The following is a 15,801-nucleotide window of genomic DNA, read 5'->3' on the forward strand; positions in this document are numbered from 1 at the left end:
CGAATAGGTTATGTTAGAGAATTTAAAAAAGTACAAGATCGTCTTAGCCTCTAATTCTCCGAGACGACGGAATTTGTTATCTGGTCTGGATATCGACTTCGAGGTGAGGGTAATTCCGGATATTGACGAGTCTTACCCGGATTCTATTGACTCCATGGAGATCCCTTTATATATTGCCCGTTCGAAAGCGGAGGCCTATAAATCGACTATGGCAGATGATGAATTGCTGATCACGGCGGACACGATCGTCTGGACGTTTGACGGGGTTATGGGGAAGCCTGCGAACCGGGAGGAAGCTTATGCTATGCTTCATGCTTTGTCGGATCATGTACATCAGGTAATAACTGGCGTTTGTATCATGACGAAGGACAAAAATGTAGGCTTTTCCGTCGAATCTGCGGTTTGTTTCGCAAAATTGGGTGATGAAGAGATTAATTATTATTTGGATAAATATAAACCTTATGATAAAGCGGGAGGGTATGGCATTCAGGAGTGGATCGGTTATATCGGGGTAGAGGCTATCAATGGTAGCTTTTATAACGTGATGGGATTACCTGTGCAAAAGCTTTATCAGGAATTGAAACATTTTTAATCTCAATTCAAGGTAAAGTATTTATCCTTCATATAATATTCTATCTGATTTAATGTGTGCGCTAAGGCTGGGGGAATCGGTAAGACGACCGGTTTCTCCACATTCCATTCCGGGTCATTTATGATCATGTCGGATAGACTGCCCGCATGTATTAAGATAAGGCGGGTAGGGGCTGAGGCTATAACCTTATGATTGGTGTTTTGCGCAAGTAGCATGAAATGATCTTTTGCCACTTCCGCTATATGTGTCCCTTCTTGGCTGTAAATAATAAGTTTTCCCGAAAATACGAAGATTAATAGGTTATCCGTGGTTGTGGTATTAAACAGGGAATCTCCGGCTCTCAGTATTTTGCATTCAAGTTGATTTAGATAACGCTTCATGTAGGAACTTAAGGATTTTCGAGGATAGCCAATGTTTTTCTGTTAGGAAGGTATTCCAACATACCTTTTGAGTAGGTGACTTTCTGTTGTCCGTTGTTGTCCGCATAAATAATGAAATACTCTATTTGGGGGATGGATTGTGCCAGTAGCTTCGCTTTCTCGACTCCCAAAACCATGAAAGTCGTAGCGTAAGCGTCTGCTGTCATACAATCTTCCGCCACGATTGTCGCGCTAAGAATATTTTGTCCAGCGGGATAACCGGTCGCCGGATTGATCGTATGGGCATATTTCTTACCATCCTTGATGTAGAAGTTTCGGTAGTCACCAGAAGTAGCCACACCCCCTTTTTGGCATAATTGTACGATCTCTTCAACATCATTTGTTACGCCACTTGTCCCTATTTCCGGCTTGTTGATGCCGACTCGCCAACAGTCACCTTGTTGATTTACGCCTTTCATGGTAACCTCACCACCTATTTCTACCATGTAGTTCTTTACGCCTTCCTTTTCCAGCAGGCGGGCGATAACATCGCAAGCATAACCTTTTGCGATGGACGAACAATTCAATAGAATCCGGGGATCTTCTTTGATGATTTTCTTTCCTTCCAATCTCACTTTTTGATAACCGACGAAAGCCTTGATGCTATCGATCATCTGCGGGGTTACGCTGTCCATCTTACTGAATCCGAATCCCCATAGATTAATTAATGGAGCGCAAGTAATATCAAAAGCTCCTCCTGATTTTTTGGAGATTTCTTCCGCCTTATTGAATACTTCGGTAAACCATTCGTCTACCTCCACATCCTCGTTATTATTGACTTTAGCGATCGTGGAGTTGGGGTTGAAAGGATTTAAGGAGAGGTTAAAACGTTGCAGCTCGCTGTCGATCTTATCGGTTAGGATTTGCTTGGCCTTGTATTTGATGTGGTAACTTGTATGAAAAACAGAACCACTCTCTTCGAAATATTGGCCCTTGTCCGAGCAAGCCGTAAGCGATAAGATCAACAGGCTGACTAATATGGAAATATTCTTGCGCATCATTATGAAATTTTATGTCGCGAACTTACATAAAAAATTCCATATATGCCCCTTTCATGGGGGAGATGCTATTGTGTGTATAAATATCAAGGATTCCTTTTTTATATTGTGACTCTGGTTTTATCCAATGTGCACGCCTTTCGGATAGGATCTTTTCTATCTCTTCCACGCTTCTCTCAATACTGTCGGTACCGATTATATCCAATGTTCTCGCTGGAATATCGATACGGATCAAGTCATCGTTCTCGACCAAGGCGATTGGTCCCCCCTCGGAAGCCTCCGGGGATACATGTCCGATCGCCGGGCCTCGGGTCGCTCCGGAGAAACGACCGTCGGTGATCAATGCGATGGTCTCTACCAACTCAGGATCGGAGGCGATCGCTTCTGTCGTATAAAACATTTCTGGCATTCCACTTCCTTTCGGTCCTTCATAACGGATAAATACCGCTTCTCCCGGATGGATTTTCTTTTGTAATACCGCCTCAATAGCGTTCTCCTCACAATCGAATACCCTCGCTTTCAGGGTGACTTGCATCAAGCGGGGTGAAATCGCCGAATGTTTTACGACTGCCCCTTCGGGCGCTAAATTTCCTTTCAATATAGCGATGGCTCCTTGTGCCTTGATCGGTGTATGAAGAGGTTTGATAATATCGCCAACCTTTACTCCTAGGGCAGGAAGATATTTATGGCAATTCTTATAGAAGCCGTTGAGTTGTAAATCTTTTAAGTTTTCTTCCAATGTTTTGCCGGTAACAGTCATGACGTCGAGATGGAGGAATTCTTTAATTTCTTCCATGATCGCCGGTACGCCTCCCGCATACCAGAAATATTCGCCGGGCCAAAAACCGCTGGGACGTATATTTAAAAGGTAGGGGATCTTACGATGTATCTTGTCGAACAAATCCGGTGATAACTGGATTCCCAGTTCATGGGCGATAGCTGGAAGATGAAGCAGGCTGTTGCTGGAACCCGCTATGGCGGCATGTACCATGATCGCATTTTCAAACGCTTGTATCGTCATGATATCGGAGGGTTTTAACTCTTCTTTCGCCAGTCCGAGTGCATGTTCTCCGGCTTTACGGGCGGTTTCTTTTAACTCGGGTAAATGGGCGGGGATCAAGGCGGAGCCCGGTAAAGCGATGCCAAGCGCTTCTGCCATTACTTGCATCGTAGAGGCGGTACCCATGAAAGAGCAAGCTCCACAATCCGGACATGCGTCACGCTTATAAACCATGAATTGTTCTTCCGTTATTTCTTTTCGCTCGTATTGGGCGCTATAGGTACCGATTTGTTCTAACGTGAGTAGGTTGGGACCGGCTTTCATTATACCACCGGGCATGAATATAGCAGGCATATCTAGCCGGGCTATCGCCATCAAATGCGCAGGGACGGATTTGTCGCAACTGGCTATAAAGACACCAGCGTCGAAAGGAGTCGCTTTTACATGAATCTCTATCATGGCGGCCATGATATCACGGGAGACTAATGAGTAGTTCATACCATCGTGTCCCTGCGCCTCTCCATCACAAATATCAGTGACGAAGTAGTTTGCGGCACGTCCCCCCTTTTCCTTTATACCGATTCCGGCCTCGTCCACCAATTTATCCAGATGGGCGCTTCCCGGATGGCTATGTCCGTAACTGCTTTCTACAATGATTTGCGGTTTACTCAATTCGTCGATTTTCCAACCGCTGCCTAGCCGGAGTGAATCCAGCTCCGGCGCTAGTTTTCGTAATTGCTGGCTTTTCATGTCTATTAATTAATGTATAAGGTTATTTATTCAATAAGGTATCCCTAGCTAAAGAATACATGCTCTATCAAAATCTTTGTACCGATACCGATTAAGATTAAACCTCCGATGAGGTCCAGCTTCAAGTCGATTCTCTTGCCGAATCGGTTACCGAAATAGACACCGAAGGCAGAGATAGCGAAGGTGACAACACCGATAGTCGAGGCTTGCAGCAAGAGCGGTGATTTTAAGATCGCCAGAGAGATTCCTACGGCGAGGGCATCGATACTTGTCGCTATTCCCAATCCGCATAATGTCCGGTTACATAGAGGATCGAATTTCCCGTCTTCCTCCTCTTCCTTCGTGCTATCGTATATCATTTTTCCACCTAAGTAAAGCAAGAGGGTAAATGCGATCCAATGGTCGAAGGCGCAAATGTATTTTTCGAATCCTAATCCCATCGTATAACCGATCACGGTCATTCCGGCTTGGAATATACCGAGCACGCTCGCTATCTTAATAATATTACCGGCGGTGCAGTTGTTCTTAAGAACTGCGCCGCCGGTAACTGATACTGCTAGGCTATCCATGGATAAGCCGATCGCTAGTAGCAGAACTTCAATGTATAACATACTAGAATGATTCCCGTTTAATAATTTCTTCTATGGGCTTACGTTTCTTTGGAGTCTCATCGAATAATGCCGGGTCGGAAGGATAGCCGAATGGTATCAGTACAACAGGCTCGATCGTTTCCGGAATTTTAAAATGTTTACGGCAAAGCTCCGTGTCGAAATTGCAAACCCAACAAGTTCCCAATCCTTGTTCGGCAGCGGCTAAACAAATGTGTTCCGTGGCGATAGCCGTATCGATATCCATATGATCCTTATGATCGCCCCGTTTCCAAGATTGCTGATGATCTCCGCAAACGATCAAGTAATAAGGCGCTTGCTTGAACCATTCCCGGGGATAGCATTCTTGTAATTTAGCTTTTCCTTCCGCGCTTTGAACCCATACAAAATACCAAGGTTGATAATTTACCGCCGAAGGGGCCAAACGAGCTGCTTCTAGGATATAATCAATCTTTTCTTGCTCTACATTTTTGGGGGCATACTTTCGGATAGAGCAACGTTTTCTCGCTAATTCTAGGAAACTCATATCTCATCCTCTATTTTATAGTTATTGCGATTCGGAGAATTGCGGGAAATCAACTCCCCGATAAAGCCCGCTAGGAACATCTGGGTTCCCAGAATCATCGCTGTCAATGAAATATAGAAATAAGGGGAACTTGTAACCAAAGGTCTTAGATCTCCAGAGTACATCGAGATCAATTTCATGCTGAGTACGATTACTAGAGCGATAAAACCAATGAAGAACATAGCGCTTCCCCATAAACCGAAGAAGTGCATCGGTTTCTTTCCGAATTTGGAAGTAAACCAAAGCGTGATCAAATCAAGATAACCGTTCACGAAGCGATCCAACCCGAATTTAGTAGTTCCGTACTTGCGGGCTTGATGTTTCACTACTTTCTCGCCAATCTTGTGAAATCCGGCAATCTTAGCTAAATAAGGTATGTAACGGTGCATATCGTTATACACCTCTATATTTTTAATGACAACATTCTTATACGCTTTCAATCCGCAATTGAAATCGTGTAAGTTCTTTATTCCCGAGAATTTACGAGCTGTTGCGTTGAATAATTTCGTGGGGATCGTCTTAGACAACGGGTCATATCTTTTCTTTTTCCAACCGGATACCAGATCGTACCCGTCTTCGGTGATCATCCGGTAAAGTTCGGGTATCTCATCCGGGCTGTCCTGTAGATCGGCGTCCATGGTAATGACTACGTCACCTTTAGCCCGCTGGAATCCGCAGTGCAATCCCGGCGACTTGCCGTAGTTGCGACGGAACTTGATTCCCCGGATATGTGGAGAACGTTGCTTCAACTCCTCGATCACTTCCCAAGAATTATCCGTACTGCCGTCATTCACGAAAATGACTTCATAGGTATAATTATGTTCTTTCATCACCCGCTCTATCCACGAGAATAACTCGGGTAAAGACTCGGCTTCGTTATACAACGGGATAACAACTGATATGTCCATTATTTGTCTGTAATTAACTTTTTAGCGGTTTTCAGTGATGGAACCTGTCGAATTGTTCCTGCACAAGAGAGCCGCTACCGGTATAGAAAGTATGATGCCGTAAAATACGTTATTAAATATTCCTTGTATGGCCATGTGGATTGGCGAGATACGAATCTTGCTGAGCGAGTCGATCATCTCCGAGCTGACTTGGCTATCCTTTAGTACAGTCGTTAATTGCCCGATCGCATTTGCCACGAAATCAGGCGGAGCGATGAACTGATAAAAGACAAAGTATTCAAGCGAGACGATCAATGCGGCGAAAAAATACAACATCGTGCCGAATCTCCATGCATGAAAGAAACTGATCCTTCCACCGATGTCGTGCCGATATCTTTTCGTCATGTAGTAGGCGATGAAAGGGACGGCGAGCGTCAATAGCCAATAGACAAGACTCAAGGAGGGGACGGAAACGCTGAAGATGAAAAAGATGTATTTCACTACCCAATATATACCCATGGCCAAACCATAAGTCATAGCGCCTTTTAAAAGTAAATTCTTATTCTCTTCCATGATGTTGCTGTTTTGAATTCTTATCAGCAAAGTTAATATATTAATGCAAATGCGCAACTATATTATGTCTAAAATAGAAAAAAGGAAGCCTACGTATAAGCTTCCTTTTAAGTTGTGTTTTATCTGAGCCTCTTGTCGGATTCGAACCAACGACCCCGAGATTACAAATCACGTGCTCTGGCCAACTGAGCTAAAGAGGCAGGTGGGTAAGCTTACTACATCGCGCCGCTACAACCAAGTACCCTTGCTGCGGTCAAGCCCTGGGGGATTCCGAGGGAGCATGCCGTGTAGGACTTACCCGGGTGCAAAAGTAGATATTATTTTTTACTTTGCAAGCGTTTTCTTACTCTTGGGATGATAATTGTTTATAAAGAATTGAAAACCTTATGCTTTTGGTAGTGTTAAAGAATGTTTTATGTGTTGTGGCCGATGGTTTATCAAAGAATGTTGATTTTTTCATTGTGAGGAAAAAACATTTTCATCATGAAGAAAAAGTATTTTCATCACGATGAAAAAACAGTTTACTTGGAAGAGGTTCCGCTTTCCAATATGCTGACGATGGAGAACAACGTAAAGCAGATCGCTCCCAGTCCGGCCAATACCCGTGCGGGAATGGCATAATAACTATGCTCGGCCGCCATCTCGAAAAGGAAAGCGGAGAGGAAAAGGCAGAATAAAGCCGTGAATATAGGAATTAATGGAATCCGGTTGGCAAGCTTGAATTCTTCCCTCCATATTTTAGACAGCAAGATCACCTTGCTGGAGATACTATAGCAAACTAATCCAAGGCCGATCATGATATATCCGGTTGAGGCATTAGCCGGGTCGCTATCTCCTAATACGAAGAGACCCCATATCAGACTGATAGATCCCATCAGGATGACAAAACGGTGCCATAGCCTTTTTTCCAATCGGGAATATGTGTTTCTTATTTGTCGGGCGATCGTGGCGACTAAAGCGATTAAGCTGCTGCAAATACATGCTAGTCCGGCCATCACGTGCCCGGCGACAAAGTATTGGGAATGCTCGTCGCTATGCGCTAGCAACCGGTAAGCCCAAATCCATGCGACTATGGATATAAATGATGCTACAAGGATCAAGAATACCCCCTGCCAAAAGTTGAACGCTTTGTCTGGTATTCTGGGATCGTCGCTTTTGGCGTTCATTTGTATTAAGGTGAATCGGGTAGAGGCGGTAGCCGTTGTCGCTACGCATGCGGTTATAAGGCCCACCCCGCAAATGACATGGCCCGCGACAAAGTCTGCTGGCGCCGGTGAGGACATGAGTAAGATAAAGCCCGCCAGAAAAGTGATGGTTGCCGAGAGATATCCAAGGATAGGCAAAGCGAATCTGGCTACATTATTATATGTATGGATAATTTGACGAATAATGGTCGCTGCCGTAGCGAACAAAGCTATACAAATAAAGCCAAGAGAGAATACGACAGGTCCGGCGACGAATCTGCTGGAGTCCACTCCATAGTTAAAGACAAAAAATCCATAACCGAAACAAAAGAGGGCCATTAGCAATGGAATCGCCCTGAATAAGACACTAATCCCGTAATTCATAACTTGTTTTTTATTTAGATTTTTCTTCAAACAGAGATGCGATCCTTTTTGTTCAAGAAGAATTTTAGAGGTTATACGATGTTTTTGCGTGTTATTTCATCATTTTTGTTTTTCTTTGCGGAAAATATCAGAGAAGTGAATCTTATTATAGAACAAGGTAACACGTCATCAAAGGTCGCTGTGTATAAAAATGGGCATATAGAGGCTTCTTTTGTATACAAGCAATTCGGTGTATCTGTGGTCGCTGCTCTTTTTGAGAAGTACGCTTTTACGCAAGGCATCTTATCGACGGTGATAGATACGGACGATGAGTTGATCGCTTATCTAAAAAATAAGCTTCAGTGTTTTGTCTTTCTGGATGAACATGTAGCTTTACCGATCAAGGTGGAATATGGGACGCCGAAAACGCTAGGCAAGGACCGTTTGGCCGCTGTCGTGGGGGCGAATTATTTGCGGCCGGGAAAAAATCTGTTGGTTATCGATGCCGGTACCGCTATCACGTATGAGGTGATAGAAGCGCCGGGTATCTTTCTGGGGGGGAATATCTCTCCGGGGATGACAACCCGTTTTCGAGCGTTGAACCATTTTACGAAGAAACTGCCTTTGGTAACGGAAGTGGATGATATACCGCTTATCGGGAGAAGTACGGAAACGGCTATCCAAGCGGGTGTGGTGAATGGGATTGTTTACGAGATGGACGGATATATTGACGAGCTGAAAGTAAAATATCCGGATCTTTTGGTTTTTTTAACAGGCGGTCATTCGTTTTATTTTGAAAGACGGCTAAAAAACTCCATCTTTGCAGACATTAATTTAGTGTTGACAGGATTAAACAGAATCTTAGAGTATAATGTTGAAAATTAATAAGGTAGTAATAATAAGTTTTCTTATCTTTACACAATTGCCATTGTGGGCTCAAAATAACACGAACTCGCCTTATACGCGATTTGGATATGGAGAGTTGGCGGATCGATCTTTTGGTGCCGGAAGGGCGATGGGTGGAGTCGGTTATGGATTAAGGTCCTCTAAACAGATAAATCCATTAAATCCAGCATCTTATAGTTGCATGGATTCGTTGACATTCCTTTTTGATTTTGGTGCGTCCGGTCAGGTGTCTTGGTTCTATGACGGTACGAACAAGCAACGACAGATGAATGGAAACGTGGAGTATATCGCCATGCAATTTCCGATCACCCGGCGTTTAGCGATGAGTATCGGTTTATTACCTTATTCATATGTAGGATATGATTTCGGCGAGAGCCGTACCGAGGGCGGTTTAAGTTGGGGAGAAAGCTTTAGTGGCGAAGGTGGCTTAAGCGATGCCTATTTAGGGCTCTCCTATGATATTTGGAAGAAGCGTCTTTCCATTGGTGTGAACGCCGGATTTTTATTTGGAAATATAACACATTCCCGCAACTTGATTTTCCCGAGCTCGACAGGGGCGGACGATGTGTATAGAAACCAACGTTATGAGATTCGTGATTTAAAGTTAGATTTTGGTATTCAATATACGCATCCTTTGAGTAAGACGGAGCATGTCACGGTAGGTTTCGTTTATTCTCCCGGGAAAAAGCTGAATACGACTGTGTATGATACTCAGCTTGTCGGTTCTTCGGCTACATCCGGATATACAAGGAACGATACAATTAAGAATTATCGGTTTGATATGCCGAACTCTTACGGAGCGGGTATTTCCTATGTGAAAGAGAATCGGTTGACATTAGCCGCAGACTTCTTATATGAGGACTGGGCGAACGCTTATTTTGATAACGAGAAAGGTCAATTCAAGAATCGTACACGTGTAGCGGCTGGTGCCGAATTTATTCCTCGTTATGATAATCGTAATTATCTGGGACGTATCAGATACCGTGCCGGTTTTCATTATAGCAATTCGTACTTAAGAGTCAGTCGCTCCGAGGAGAATGGTTATAAAGGACATGGTTATAATGAATATGGGGCGAGTGTCGGTTTTGGGCTTCCATTGATCGATAACCGTTCATTAGTGAACCTGTCATTTGAATACGTGAAGATCCGTCCGGAATTACGTACAATGATTGATGAGCAGTATTTCCGGTTTACGGTGAACTATACATTTAACGAATTATGGTTTTTTAAACGAAAAGTGGATTAAACCGGGAATGGCCGAAAGGGTCTAATGAGTATGATACTTTTTTGAAGGAATATAAATATTATAGCTAACTTTAATAGAAAGAGATATGAAGATCAAAGTTTTATTACTAGCGCTTGGATGTACTATGGGTACGTTAGGCGCTTATGCGCAGAAAGGAGTAGATAATGGTACACAGTTCGGTTCCGGTGAGGATAGCGTGCGTTGTATTACCAATATCAGCTTGTTCGTTCCTTACGCGAAAGCCGGAAACTTCAAAGACGCCTTTGATTTCTGGAAGATCGTGTACGATGAGTGTCCTGCCGCTACAAAAGATATCTATTTGTACGGTGTGAAAATTATGGGCTGGAAGATCGCCCAAGAGAAAGATCCCGCTAAGAAGAAAGCTCTTATTGATGATTTGATGGGAGTTTACGACAAGCGTGTGAAATATTTTGGAAATGATCGCCGGTATGGAAAAGACTGGATCGTTGCTCGAAAAGTGCAAGATTATTTAGCGCAAACTGGCGATAATGCCGACTATAATCAGGCCTATACTTGGTTGAAAGAGATCGTTGATGAGAAAGGTGCTGATACGGAGGCTCTAGGTCTCTCCTTGTTTAGTTTCTCTTCTATGAAGAAAATGGTTAACGATCCGAACTTCAAAGAGCAGTATATTCAAGATTATTTGAAGGTTTCTGGTGGCTTGGATGCTCAGTTAAAAGCTGCGCAGGCTGCAAACAATCAAAAAGAAGTGAATGCCTTGACCGCATATAAGAGTGGTGTTGATAATGCCTTTGCGAATAGTGGTGCTGCCGATTGCGAGACTTTGCAGAATTTGTATGCTGCTAAGATCGAGGAGAATAAGGACAACTTACCTTATTTGAAAGAGACTATATCCTTGTTGAGAAGAACAGGTTGCCAAGAAATCGAGGCTTACTTTTTGGCATCAGACTATGCTTATCGTCAAGAACCTAGTGCCGAGGCTGCTGTTGGGCTAGGAAAGAAAGCCGTTAAGATAAAGGATTATGATACGGCTATTAAATACTTTGATGAGGCCGCGAATTTAGAAACGGACGCGACTTCAAAAGCTGATGATTATTATATGATCGCATTGTTGCTGTTTGAGCAAAATGCTTATTCAAAGGCTAGACAATATTGCCAGAAAGCTTTGGAGGTAAATCCTAACTATGGCAATGCTTATTTATTGATCGGCAAGATGTATGCCGCTACTTCTAAATCTGTCTTCCCGAATGATGGAGTATTGGCAAGAGCTGCTTATAATGCCGCTATCGATAAATTTGAGAAAGCGAAACAGGTAGATCCGAGTGTTGCTGAAGAGGCTAATACTTTGATATCATCTTATCGTGCTCACCTTCCTTCTACGGAGGAGATCTTCATGCACCCGGATTTGGAGAAGGGAAAACCTTTCACTGTCGGTGGTTGGATCGGAGAGCGTACAACGATTCGGTAATTATGATAGGAAATCGTTTTCATTGTAAAACGGAAAATATGGGCATAACAACTACCTTCGTGGTGGTTGTTATGCTTCTTTTGTTTTCTGCCTCTTGCAGTAAGGAGCATAAGGAGGTGGTTGATGTTGAGTTTGACCCGGACAAGACTTATACGATGAAGGCTACGGATGTGTCATCCTTGATCTCCGATTCTGGTATCACGAGATATCGCTTGAAAGCGAAAGAGTGGCAGATTTATGGGAAGGCGGCGGAACCCCATTGGTATTTCCCCGAGGGGATCTACGTGGAGAAGTTCGATACCTTATTCCAGACAGAAGCGAGTATTAAGGCGGATACAGCCTATTATTATGATAAAAAGGGGCTTTGGGAGCTGATCGGTAATGTAGAGGTGGAAAGTCTGCAAGGGGAGCATTTTGAGACTTCCCAATTGTTCTGGGACCAGAAGCAAGAGAAGGTTTATTCTGATAAGTTTATGCGTATCGAGCAAGAAGATAAGATCATAACAGGTATAGGTTTTGAGTCGAACCAAGATATGACTCAGTATAAGATATTTAACTCACAAGGTATTTTCCCGGTGAGCGATGCTCCGGCCGATACGACACGGACAGCTCAGGGGGATAGTGCCCGGGTAGATGTGTCACAAATAGATTCAATAAAAAGTAATTAAGGTGGGGACGCTGACTTATATTTTAATTTCCCTCGCATTTTCCGCATTCTTTTCCGGGATGGAGATCGCTTTTATCTCCTCCAATAAGCTTCGTTTCGAGCTGGATAAGAAGGAACGTAGTCTATCCAGTAAGATACTGGGTATTTTCTATCGTAATCCAAATTTGTTTATCTCTACCATGTTGGTAGGAAATAATATTGCGTTGGTCGTTTATGGTCTTCAGATGGCAATCGTATTGGAGCCGTTTATAGCCAAGGTGGTTGCGAATGAGGCATTGATCGTTTTTATCCAATCCGTGATATCTACGATCTTGATCTTGTTTGCCGGGGAGTTTATTCCCAAGACCATATTTAAGTTGAATCCTAATTTATCACTCAATATATTTGCGATACCATTATTTATCATATATATCATCCTGTATCCGGTCTCCAAGTTCTCATCCCTGCTATCTTTTTTGATTTTGAAGTTAGGGGGCGTGAAGAACTTGAAAAGTTCACCTCAGGCATTAGGCAAGGTAGACTTGGATTATTTTATACAGCAAAGTCTGGAAGATGCTCCGCAAAATTCGGATATGGATACGGAGGTTAAGATTTTCCAAAACGCCTTAGACTTCTCGAATGTCCGTTTGAGGGATTGTATCGTGCCCCGGACGGAGATTGTAGCCTGTGATACGTCGGCTACGATAGAGGAATTGCGTTCTAAGTTTATCGAGACAGGACTTTCGAAGATATTGGTGTATAACGAGAATATTGACGATATTATCGGGTATATCCATTCTTCCGAGCTTTTCAAGAATCCGGAGGATTGGACCCAGCATATCCGTAGCGTATCGATCGTTCCGGAGACGATGGCGGCGAATAAACTGATGAAACTGCTGATGCAAGAGAAGAAGAGCTTGGCTGTTGTCGTGGATGAGTTTGGCGGTACGTCGGGTATCGTGACACTTGAGGATTTGGTGGAGGAGATTTTCGGAGAGATTGAGGACGAGCACGATATGAAGTCGCATGTGGCTAAAAAAGTATCGGACAATGAGTATTTGCTGTCGGGTAGGATGGAGATTGATACCTTGAACGAAATGTTCGGGTTGGATCTTCCGGAGTCGGATGATTATGTCACCATCGCCGGTTTTATCTTGCACTTCTATCAAAAATTCCCGAAATTGAACGAGACTGTCCAGATCGATAAATATTCGTTTAAGATAATCAAAGTAACGGCTACGAAGATCGAACTTGTACGTATGAAAGTAGGGATTTGATAAAAAAAAGGATTATATGCTGTGGAATTTCCTTTTTTTCATATCTTTGTGCCCTTAAAATGTGAAATAATAAACTTTAAAAAATAATAAAGATAAATGGCTACGCTGGAAAAAATTAGAAGCAAAGCAGGACTGCTGGTACTCGTGGTGGGTTTGGCATTGTTCGCTTTTATCATTGGAGACTTTTTAAACTCTGGTTCTACTTATTTTAGGCAATCACAGGAACGGATCGCCGAGATTGATGGAGAGGTTGTAAAAATTCAAGATTATCAAGGTCGCGTTGATGAGATGGCCGAGATGTATAAGATGCAATCCGGTTCAGCCAGCCTGCCCGAGGAATATATGACACAGATTCGCCAGTCCGTATTCGATGCGATGGTACAAGAGGTCGTGTTGGACGAGGCTACTGCTAAATTAGGTATGGGAGTAAGTCCGGAAGAATTGTTTGATATGGTTCAAGGTGAGAATATCTCTCCGTTGATCCAACAAATGCAAATGTTTACGAATCCTCAGACTGGTGCTTTTGATAAGGCCGCTTTGTTGAATTTCTTGAAACAAATCGATTCCGATAATATCGCTAGCTATCCGGCAGATCAACAGGCACAGCTGATTCAAGCTAAGAACTTCTGGTTGTTCTGGGAGAAGAACATCAAACGTCAACGTTTGGAGCAAAAATATACGACATTATTGAGCAAGGCTATTTCCGCGAATTCATTGGACGCTAAGGAAGCTTATAATGATAATGCCGAGAATTCGGATATCATTTACGCTATGCAATCATATGCTACGATTCCGGATTCAACGATTGAGGTAAGCAAGAGCGAGATCGAGAAATTGTATAACCAACGCAAGGAGCTTTATAAACAAAAAGAATCTAAGGTAATTAAATATATCGCCGTAGATATCCGTCCGAGTAAAGAGGATTATGATAAGGCACAGGCCGAGATCGAGAGCTTGAAAGAGGAGCTGGCTACGTCTGAAAGAGTGGCTGATGTAGTAAACGAGAACTCTGAGGTTCCTTATGTTGACGCTTTCTTCACGGAGAAGGCTTTGGATCCGGAGATGAAACAATTCGCTACGACTTCTGAGGTTGGCGCTGTTTATGGTCCTGTATTCGAGAATGACAAATACAGAATGTTTAAGTTAGTCGATAAGACGGTTGCTCCGGACTCAGTAAAAGTTAGCCACATCATGTTGGCCGGTAAATCTGAGGCTGAGACAACTGCTTTGGCTGATAGCTTGATGGGGGCGTTGAAAGGTGGCGCTAATTTCGCTGAATTAGCTAAGAAATACTCAGCAGACCAAGCCGCCGAGAATGGTGGTGAACTAGGTTGGTTTACAGAGGTTACCGCTTTGAGAGGTGTGAATGATGATTTTAAGAAGGCTGTCTTCTCAACTCCATTGAATGAGGTAGCGGTTGTGAAATCTTTATATGGTACTCACCTTGTAAAAGTAACAGAGAAAACAGGAAATGTTGAAAAATATAAGATCGCAGATATCGACATGACTGTATCTCCTAGCTCTAAGACCTATAGCAACATCTACAATGAGTTGAATCAATTCGTATCGAAGAACAACTCTATGGCTAAATTGGAGGAGAATGCGAAGGAAGCCGGTTATAACTTGATTTCAGGTGCAACGGTTACTACGGATGATCAGTTGTTAGGTTCTATCAAGAATTCACGTCCGGTAATTCGTTGGGCGTTCCAGAACGATAAAGGTTCTATCTCTGAGATCTTCGAGTGTAGTGATAAATTTGTCGTGGCTGCTGTAGAAGGAAGTATTTCCGAGGGGTATCGTCCGGTTGATATGGTCGCTCCGGCTTTGAGAGCTGAATTGGCTGCCCAGAAAAAAGGCGATAAGATCGCTCAGGAATTGGCTGCTAAGAATTTAACTTCAGTTGAGGCATATGCTGAAACGATGGGTTCTTCTGTAGACTCTGTAAAGTTCGTGAACTTTGGTACTCGCCGTATCGCTGGTATCGGTATCGAACCGAACTTGAACGCTATGGTTTCTATGGCTCAAGTTGACCAAGTAAGTGCTCCGGTTAAAGGTAACAACGGTGTATATGTGTTCAAGGTATACGCAAGAAATAAAGATGGTAAGGAGTTCAACGAGGCTGAGGAAATCCGTGCGTTGGATGCTTCGAACGCGTATCGTGTAGGATTCCAAGCTATCCAATCTATGGTCAACAACGCTAAGGTGGAAGACAACCGTATCCGTTTCTATTAATAAAGAGTATTTATACTTAAGATAAAAAAGATCCCCTGTTTTGTCGTCAAGATATATTTATTTTGACGGCAAAACAGGGGATCTTTATTTTGTGGAATATTTCTC

Annotated in this window: 15 protein-coding genes and 1 tRNA gene; 7 read left to right on the plus strand and 9 right to left on the minus strand. The window is 43.1% G+C overall.

What is annotated here, in order from left to right; genetic code table 11:
• The first annotated feature begins 10 nt into the window (after positions 1 to 10).
• On the plus strand, positions 11 to 592 hold the full coding sequence (locus ACYIA1_RS02060) for a Maf-like protein (protein ID WP_008774130.1): 582 nt from the start codon (positions 11 to 13) through the stop codon (positions 590 to 592).
• 2 nt (positions 593 to 594) lie between these two features.
• Here ACYIA1_RS02060 and ACYIA1_RS02065 read toward each other — a convergent pair whose 3' ends face one another.
• The 9 genes from ACYIA1_RS02065 to ACYIA1_RS02105 form a co-directional block, all read right to left on the minus strand.
• Complete coding sequence (locus ACYIA1_RS02065) at positions 595 to 972, minus strand: hypothetical protein (protein ID WP_005865798.1); 378 nt, start codon at positions 970 to 972, stop codon at positions 595 to 597.
• Positions 973 to 980: 8 nt separating this feature from the next.
• Positions 981 to 2,012, minus strand: coding sequence for an FAD:protein FMN transferase (locus ACYIA1_RS02070; RefSeq protein ID WP_085981421.1), 1,032 nt, complete (start codon positions 2,010 to 2,012; stop codon positions 981 to 983).
• 22 nt (positions 2,013 to 2,034) lie between these two features.
• Positions 2,035 to 3,759 (minus strand): dihydroxy-acid dehydratase, encoded by a 1,725-nt coding sequence (gene ilvD, locus ACYIA1_RS02075; RefSeq protein ID WP_413639648.1) that lies wholly within the window; start codon positions 3,757 to 3,759, stop codon positions 2,035 to 2,037.
• Positions 3,760 to 3,803: 44 nt separating this feature from the next.
• Entirely contained in the window at positions 3,804 to 4,370 is a 567-nt protein-coding gene (locus ACYIA1_RS02080; RefSeq protein ID WP_008774127.1) for a manganese efflux pump MntP, read from the minus strand.
• A gap of 1 nt (position 4,371) precedes the next feature.
• Positions 4,372 to 4,893, minus strand: a complete 522-nt coding sequence (locus tag ACYIA1_RS02085; protein WP_005865806.1) for a nitroreductase family protein — start codon at positions 4,891 to 4,893, stop codon at positions 4,372 to 4,374.
• Positions 4,890 to 5,840, minus strand: a complete 951-nt coding sequence (locus ACYIA1_RS02090) for a glycosyltransferase family 2 protein (RefSeq protein ID WP_005865808.1) — start codon at positions 5,838 to 5,840, stop codon at positions 4,890 to 4,892. Before ACYIA1_RS02090 ends, ACYIA1_RS02085 begins: the two co-directional genes overlap by 4 nt.
• 21 nt (positions 5,841 to 5,861) lie before the next feature.
• A complete protein-coding gene (locus ACYIA1_RS02095) occupies positions 5,862 to 6,392 on the minus strand; it encodes a DUF4199 domain-containing protein (protein ID WP_005861548.1) in 531 nt (176 codons plus the stop codon).
• Between the two features lie 126 nt (positions 6,393 to 6,518).
• Positions 6,519 to 6,592: transfer RNA gene (locus ACYIA1_RS02100), tRNA-Thr, on the minus strand.
• Between the two features lie 321 nt (positions 6,593 to 6,913).
• Positions 6,914 to 7,960 (minus strand): DUF2776 domain-containing protein, encoded by a 1,047-nt coding sequence (locus tag ACYIA1_RS02105; RefSeq protein WP_005861552.1) that lies wholly within the window; start codon positions 7,958 to 7,960, stop codon positions 6,914 to 6,916.
• A gap of 36 nt (positions 7,961 to 7,996) precedes the next feature.
• Here ACYIA1_RS02105 and ACYIA1_RS02110 point away from each other — a divergent pair, with 36 nt between their 5' ends.
• The 6 genes from ACYIA1_RS02110 (at position 7,997) to ACYIA1_RS02135 (ending at position 15,696) form a co-directional block, all read left to right on the plus strand.
• On the plus strand, positions 7,997 to 8,824 hold the full coding sequence (locus ACYIA1_RS02110) for a type III pantothenate kinase (protein ID WP_480334235.1): 828 nt from the start codon (positions 7,997 to 7,999) through the stop codon (positions 8,822 to 8,824).
• Positions 8,811 to 10,091, plus strand: coding sequence for a BamG family beta-barrel-assembly machinery protein (bamG, locus tag ACYIA1_RS02115; RefSeq protein ID WP_005865814.1), 1,281 nt, complete (start codon positions 8,811 to 8,813; stop codon positions 10,089 to 10,091). The genes ACYIA1_RS02110 and bamG overlap by 14 nt, the downstream gene beginning before the upstream one ends.
• 85 nt (positions 10,092 to 10,176) lie before the next feature.
• Complete coding sequence (locus ACYIA1_RS02120) at positions 10,177 to 11,541, plus strand: tetratricopeptide repeat protein (RefSeq protein ID WP_005865816.1); 1,365 nt, start codon at positions 10,177 to 10,179, stop codon at positions 11,539 to 11,541.
• Between the two features lie 2 nt (positions 11,542 to 11,543).
• Positions 11,544 to 12,209 carry an LPS export ABC transporter periplasmic protein LptC gene (gene lptC / locus ACYIA1_RS02125; RefSeq protein WP_008774124.1) on the plus strand — a complete coding sequence of 222 codons (666 nt, stop codon included), beginning with the start codon at positions 11,544 to 11,546 and terminating at the stop codon, positions 12,207 to 12,209.
• 1 nt (position 12,210) lies between these two features.
• On the plus strand, positions 12,211 to 13,464 hold the full coding sequence (locus ACYIA1_RS02130; RefSeq protein ID WP_005865821.1) for a hemolysin family protein: 1,254 nt from the start codon (positions 12,211 to 12,213) through the stop codon (positions 13,462 to 13,464).
• A 96-nt stretch (positions 13,465 to 13,560) separates the two neighbouring features.
• Positions 13,561 to 15,696 carry a peptidylprolyl isomerase gene (locus ACYIA1_RS02135; protein WP_005861564.1) on the plus strand — a complete coding sequence of 712 codons (2,136 nt, stop codon included), beginning with the start codon at positions 13,561 to 13,563 and terminating at the stop codon, positions 15,694 to 15,696.
• The last annotated feature ends 105 nt before the right edge of the window (positions 15,697 to 15,801 follow it).

Source organism: Parabacteroides sp. KHUB-02 (genome assembly GCF_056640955.1).

Bases quoted from the DNA above. Each gene is read 5' to 3' on its own strand.
- ACYIA1_RS02070 (WP_085981421.1), bottom strand. From the start codon at position 2,012: ATGATGCGCAAGAATATTTCCATATTAGTCAGCCTGTTGATCTTATCG.
- ACYIA1_RS02105 (WP_005861552.1), bottom strand. From the start codon at position 7,960: ATGAATTACGGGATTAGTGTCTTATTCAGGGCGATTCCATTGCTAATG.
- ACYIA1_RS02085 (WP_005865806.1), bottom strand. From the start codon at position 4,893: ATGAGTTTCCTAGAATTAGCGAGAAAACGTTGCTCTATCCGAAAGTAT.
- ACYIA1_RS02120 (WP_005865816.1), top strand. From the start codon at position 10,177: ATGAAGATCAAAGTTTTATTACTAGCGCTTGGATGTACTATGGGTACG.
- ACYIA1_RS02080 (WP_008774127.1), bottom strand. From the start codon at position 4,370: ATGTTATACATTGAAGTTCTGCTACTAGCGATCGGCTTATCCATGGAT.
- ACYIA1_RS02065 (WP_005865798.1), bottom strand. From the start codon at position 972: ATGAAGCGTTATCTAAATCAACTTGAATGCAAAATACTGAGAGCCGGA.
- ACYIA1_RS02090 (WP_005865808.1), bottom strand. From the start codon at position 5,840: ATGGACATATCAGTTGTTATCCCGTTGTATAACGAAGCCGAGTCTTTA.
- ACYIA1_RS02135 (WP_005861564.1), top strand. From the start codon at position 13,561: ATGGCTACGCTGGAAAAAATTAGAAGCAAAGCAGGACTGCTGGTACTC.
- ACYIA1_RS02095 (WP_005861548.1), bottom strand. From the start codon at position 6,392: ATGGAAGAGAATAAGAATTTACTTTTAAAAGGCGCTATGACTTATGGT.
- ilvD (WP_413639648.1), bottom strand. From the start codon at position 3,759: ATGAAAAGCCAGCAATTACGAAAACTAGCGCCGGAGCTGGATTCACTC.
- lptC (WP_008774124.1), top strand. From the start codon at position 11,544: ATGATAGGAAATCGTTTTCATTGTAAAACGGAAAATATGGGCATAACA.
- bamG (WP_005865814.1), top strand. From the start codon at position 8,811: ATGTTGAAAATTAATAAGGTAGTAATAATAAGTTTTCTTATCTTTACA.
- ACYIA1_RS02110 (WP_480334235.1), top strand. From the start codon at position 7,997: ATGCGATCCTTTTTGTTCAAGAAGAATTTTAGAGGTTATACGATGTTT.
- ACYIA1_RS02060 (WP_008774130.1), top strand. From the start codon at position 11: ATGTTAGAGAATTTAAAAAAGTACAAGATCGTCTTAGCCTCTAATTCT.